The organism is Catellatospora sp. NPDC049609 (genome assembly GCF_040675365.1).
Taxonomy (GTDB): Bacteria; Actinomycetota; Actinomycetes; order Mycobacteriales; family Micromonosporaceae; genus Catellatospora.
Window position 1 is genome coordinate 1 of record NZ_JBFAOU010000317.1, and the last position, 4,765, is coordinate 4,765.

A 4,765-nucleotide genomic window follows, 5' to 3' on the forward strand; every position below is an offset into this window, starting at 1 on the left:
GCCCAGTTGTAGAACTTGCCCGGGTTAGCCGTGAACTGACCCGCCCAACCCTCCTCGATCGCCTCGATATCAGCCGCACCCGTGTTCGTCGCCAGGTGCGCCGCCAGGTTCTTGTGGTGATCCTCGGCCTTGGTGATCCGCTCCGTGATCTCCACATTCGGGTTCAGCTGCTGATACTCCTTGTACAGCTCCTTGTACCCGAACTCACCGAACGTCGCGATGGTGAGCTTCACCTTGCCACCGGTCGTGCCGGGGTCGTCGCTACCGCCGCACGCGGCGGTGCCCAGCACCAACGCGGCCGCGAGGATCGGTGCGGCAACCGCCGCAAAACGGCGCCGACGGCTGGCGCCGGCTTGTGCTGAACGCATCGGGGCTCCTCCAGGAACAGGTATTCAGGGGACGTGCGCGAAACAGAATTGCAGGTCACATACTGTTGATCTAGGCGGAGAGCGCTCCCCAGAGAGCGCTCTACCACATGGCACTGACACTCGCCCCACGCCGCGCGCCTGTCAAGATGCCGTTGCCGTCTCGTTACAAAGCGCGACCTCGGATCCGATCCCGACGGCAGGCCGGCCCCGGGTGCACATCGGAGCGCCGCCCGAGACGACCTTCACCCACCAGCCGTGACGAGCGGTGTCACCCGGCCCCAGGTCGCTTCGTGCCGACTTCCCCCGGCCCGAGGCCGGGGCCGCGGCGCCGGCCGCACCGCACTCGCCGAGGTCACCGCCAGATTTCCACACCGTTAACGACCTGCGCCTCGATCAATCGTCCAGCGACCGCCATTGACATAAGACCGGTCCTGCACGATTCTCTCAGAGAGCGCTCCCTCAGTTGTTTGTCCGGCTTGATGTCCTTCGGGCATTAAGTCGTTAGCACGCGGTGATCCGCCGCCCTCGGGCGGTGCCGCCGTGCCACGGGACCGGGCCCCAGCCCCGACCGACCGGTCCCGGCCGGCACGCGGTCGCCACGTGATGCGCCACCGGAAGCGCTGCCGCGGATCACCGCACCCCGAGCTGCGGGAGCGCCTCCGGGACTACGGAACACGGCACGTCCCGGCGCACCACCGCCCAGGCGGCGCGCCGAGGGCACACCGCGTTCCACCGCGCGGGCACAGCCCTCGCGGTCTCGAGCCATCCATCAGGAGATGACATGAGATCCGTCCCGAACGCGGCAGCCCCGCCGCGCTCACTCTCCACCCGCGGCGGGCGGTGGTACGCCGTCCTCGCGGTGGTCGGCGCGATGTTCGCCTCGACCCTGGCGGTGCTCGCCACCTCGGCCAACGCCGCTGACCCGCTGATCTCGCAGGGCAAGGCGGTCACCGCCTCGTCCACCGAGAACGCCGCGTTCCCGGCCACCCTGGCCGTGGACGGCAGCACCGGGACCCGGTGGTCCAGCGCGTTCTCCGACCCGCAGTGGATCCAGGTGGACCTGGGCGGCACCGCCGCGATCAGCCAGGTCGTCCTGAACTGGGAGGCGGCGTACGCGACCGCGTTCCAGATCCAGGTCGCAGGCTCCGCCACCGGCCCGTGGACGAACATCTACAGCACCACCACCGGCACCGGCGGCGTGCAGACCCTCGCGGTCAGCGGCTCCGGCCGGTACGTCCGCATGAACGGCACCGCCCGCGCCACGATCCACGGCTACTCGCTCTGGGAGTTCCAGGTCTTCGGCGTCATCGGCGGCGGTGGCGGCTGCGGCACGGCCAACGCCGCGCTGGGCCGCCCGGCCTCGGCCTCCTCGCAGGAGGGCGCGTTCGCGGCCGCCAACGCGTTCGACGGCAGCACCGGCACCCGCTGGTCCAGCGCGTTCGCCGACCCGCAGTGGATCCAGGTCGACCTGGGCAGCAGCCAGAGCATCTGCGGCGTCACCCTGGTCTGGGAGGCGGCGTACGGCAGGGCGTTCCAGATCCAGGTCGCGGCTTCCGCGAGCGGCCCGTGGACGAACATCTACGCCACCACCACCGGCACCGGCGGGACGCAGCAGCTGACCGTCTCCGGCACCGGCCGCTACGTGCGGATGAACGGCACCGCGCGGGCCACCGCCTACGGCTACTCGCTGTTCGAGTTCGCCGTGCGCACCGGCAGCGCGCCGAGCAACCCGCCGTCGTCGCCGCCGCCGGCCTCCCCGTCGGCCTCCCCGTCGGCGCCGCCCTCGCCGTCGACCTCGCCCAACCCGGGCGGGGACGTGCTGCTGTCGTACAACAAGCCCGGTGTCGCCTCCAGCTCGCAGGACGACGGCGCCTGCTGGCAGTGCTTCCCGGCGCGCGCGTTCGACCTGGACCCGGCCTCGCGCTGGGCGACCTCCGCCTGGACCGACCCGGGCTGGATCTACGTCGACCTCGGCGCGGTGGCCCAGATCAAGCGGGTCGTGCTGCAGTGGGACCCGGCCTTCGCCGTGGCCTACCAGCTGCAGACGTCCAACGACGCGGCCAACTGGACGACCATCTACAGCACCACCACCAGCACCGGGTTCAAGCAGACGCTGACCGTCAACGGCACCGGCCGCTACGTGCGCATGTACGGCACGCAGCGCTCCAACGGCTACGGCTACTCGCTGTGGGAGTTCCAGGTGTACGGCACCGGCGGCGCCCCGACCACGCCCCCGGCGCAGCCGCCGAACCCGACGTTCCCGGCCACCAACCTGGTCTTCTCGGACGAGTTCAACGGCCCGGCGGGCAGCAAGCCGGACGCGGCCAAGTGGACCATCGACACCGGCACCGGCCAGAACAACGAGCTGCAGTACTACACCAACAACAACAACGCCAACATGAACGGCGCCGGCCAGCTCGTGATGGAGGCCCGCCGTGAGGCCGTGGGCGGGATGCAGTACACATCCCACCGCATGAACACGGGCAACAAGTTCCACTTCCAGTACGGCCGGGTCGAGGCCCGGGTCAAGGTGCCCAAGGGCAACGGTTACTGGCCCGCCTTCTGGATGATGGGCGCCGACTTCCTCACCGGCCGCCCGTGGCCCTACAACGGCGAGATCGACATCATGGAGATCCTCGGCCGCGACACCACCCGGAGCTACACCACGCTGCACGCCCCCGCCTACAACGGTGGCGGCGGCTACGGGCAGGAGAAGGTCTGGGGCATCGACCTCTCGGCCGACTACCACGTCTACGCCGCGCAGTGGGACAGCAACGGCATCCGGTTCTTCGTCGACAGCACGGAGGTGTTCTACGCCAGCAAGGCGACCGTCGAGGCGACCCGCGGCCCGTGGGTCTACGACCACCCGCACTACATGATCCTGAACCTCGCCGTGGGCGGCGACTGGCCCGGCCCGCCGGACGCCAGCACGCCGTTCCCGGCGCAGATGCTGGTCGACTACGTCCGCGTCTACAAGTAGGCGACCGCCGGCTGGGGGTCCCGCAGCCCCGCAGGGCCCCCAGCCCCCAACGGAAACCCGTCCGTCCCATTCCCGTAGGGAGCACACCATGAATCGTCTCGCACCGATTCCTGGCCGCCGGCGGCTACGTGCCGCCGGGCTCATCGCCACCGTCACGGCCGTTCTCGCAACCTACCTGGTCGCCACCACCGGTGGGGCATCAGCCGCCGAGATCTCGCTCTCCCAGGGCAGGCCGGTCGCCGTCTCCTCGACCGAGAACGGCGGCACGCCGGGCTCGAACGCGGTCGACGGCAACGCCGGCACGCGCTGGTCCAGCGCTTTCTCCGACCCGCAATGGATCCGCATCGATCTCGGCAGCAGCCGGGCGATCACCCGGGTCTTCCTGGACTGGGAGGGCGCGTACGCCCGCAACTTCCAGCTCCAGACCTCGGCCGACGGCACCAACTGGAGCACGTTCCACACCACGACCAACCACAACGGCGCCGACCAGTCGCTCAACGTCAACGTGAGCGGCCGCTACGTACGCCTCTACGCCACCGCGCGCGCCACCCAGTGGGGCGTCTCGCTGTGGGAGTTCCAGGTGTTCGGGCAGGACGGCGGCGGCGGCGGGGGTGGCGGCCCGATCGTGCGGGTCTCCGAGTTCCTCGCCGACTGCCCGTTCACGCACCGCCTGCCGGACGACCCGATCGTCTTCCCGAACCTGCCCGGCGGGTCACACATGCATGACTTCATGGGCAACACGTCCACCAACGCGTTCTCGACGTACACGAGCCTGGCCAACGCGGGCACGAACTGCAACCCGATCGAGGACCTGTCGTCGTACTGGGTGCCGACCATGTACGTCGACAACCAGCCGGTCGCCCCGACCGGGACCACCTTCTACTACCTGGGCGAGGGCGTGCGCGACGACATCATCGCGCAGATCCAGCCCCTGCCCGTCGGCCTGCGCATCGTGGCCGGCAACGCCCAGGCCACCAGCGGCGACCAGAGCATCGCCCGCTGGTCCTGCCTGCACCACGGCGAGGTCCCGCCCGGCAAGGACTTCGTCAACTGCCCCGCCGGCTCGATGCTGGAGTCGTACCTCGACTTCCCGCAGTGCTGGGACGGCGTCAACCTCGACTCCGCCAACCACAAGAGCCACATGTCGTACCCGGTCAACGGCGCCTGCCCCGCCACGCACCCCGTCCCGGTGCCGAAGCTGCGCCAGGTGCTCCGCTACCCGGTGAACGGCGACCCCGCCCGCATCCGCCTGTCGTCGGGCCGCGGCTACACCATGCACGGCGACTTCTTCAACGCCTGGCCGGCCGCCGAGATGGAGCGCCGCGTCCGCGACTGCATCCGCCCGATCATCAAGTGCGGTGCCAACGGCCGCCCTTGATCTGAACCCGCGCCGGGCGGGCGGCCCCCCTCTCCCGCC

The 4,765-nt window shown here is 70.2% G+C and carries 2 protein-coding genes and 1 pseudogene; 2 read left to right on the forward strand and 1 reads right to left on the reverse strand.

Annotated elements, in window-relative coordinates; genetic code table 11:
- Positions 1-368, reverse strand: a pseudogene (locus AB0J67_RS39150) (carbohydrate ABC transporter substrate-binding protein); the annotation flags it as partial.
- 781 nt (positions 369-1,149) lie between these two features.
- Here AB0J67_RS39150 and AB0J67_RS39155 point away from each other — a divergent pair.
- Together AB0J67_RS39155 and AB0J67_RS39160 are read left to right on the forward strand one after the other, a co-directional pair.
- Positions 1,150-3,348 (forward strand): discoidin domain-containing protein, encoded by a 2,199-nt coding sequence (locus AB0J67_RS39155; RefSeq protein WP_363490563.1) that lies wholly within the window; start codon positions 1,150-1,152, stop codon positions 3,346-3,348.
- Positions 3,349-3,436: 88 nt separating this feature from the next.
- Positions 3,437-4,726 (forward strand): DUF1996 domain-containing protein, encoded by a 1,290-nt coding sequence (locus AB0J67_RS39160; protein ID WP_363490564.1) that lies wholly within the window; start codon positions 3,437-3,439, stop codon positions 4,724-4,726.
- The last annotated feature ends 39 nt before the right edge of the window (positions 4,727-4,765 follow it).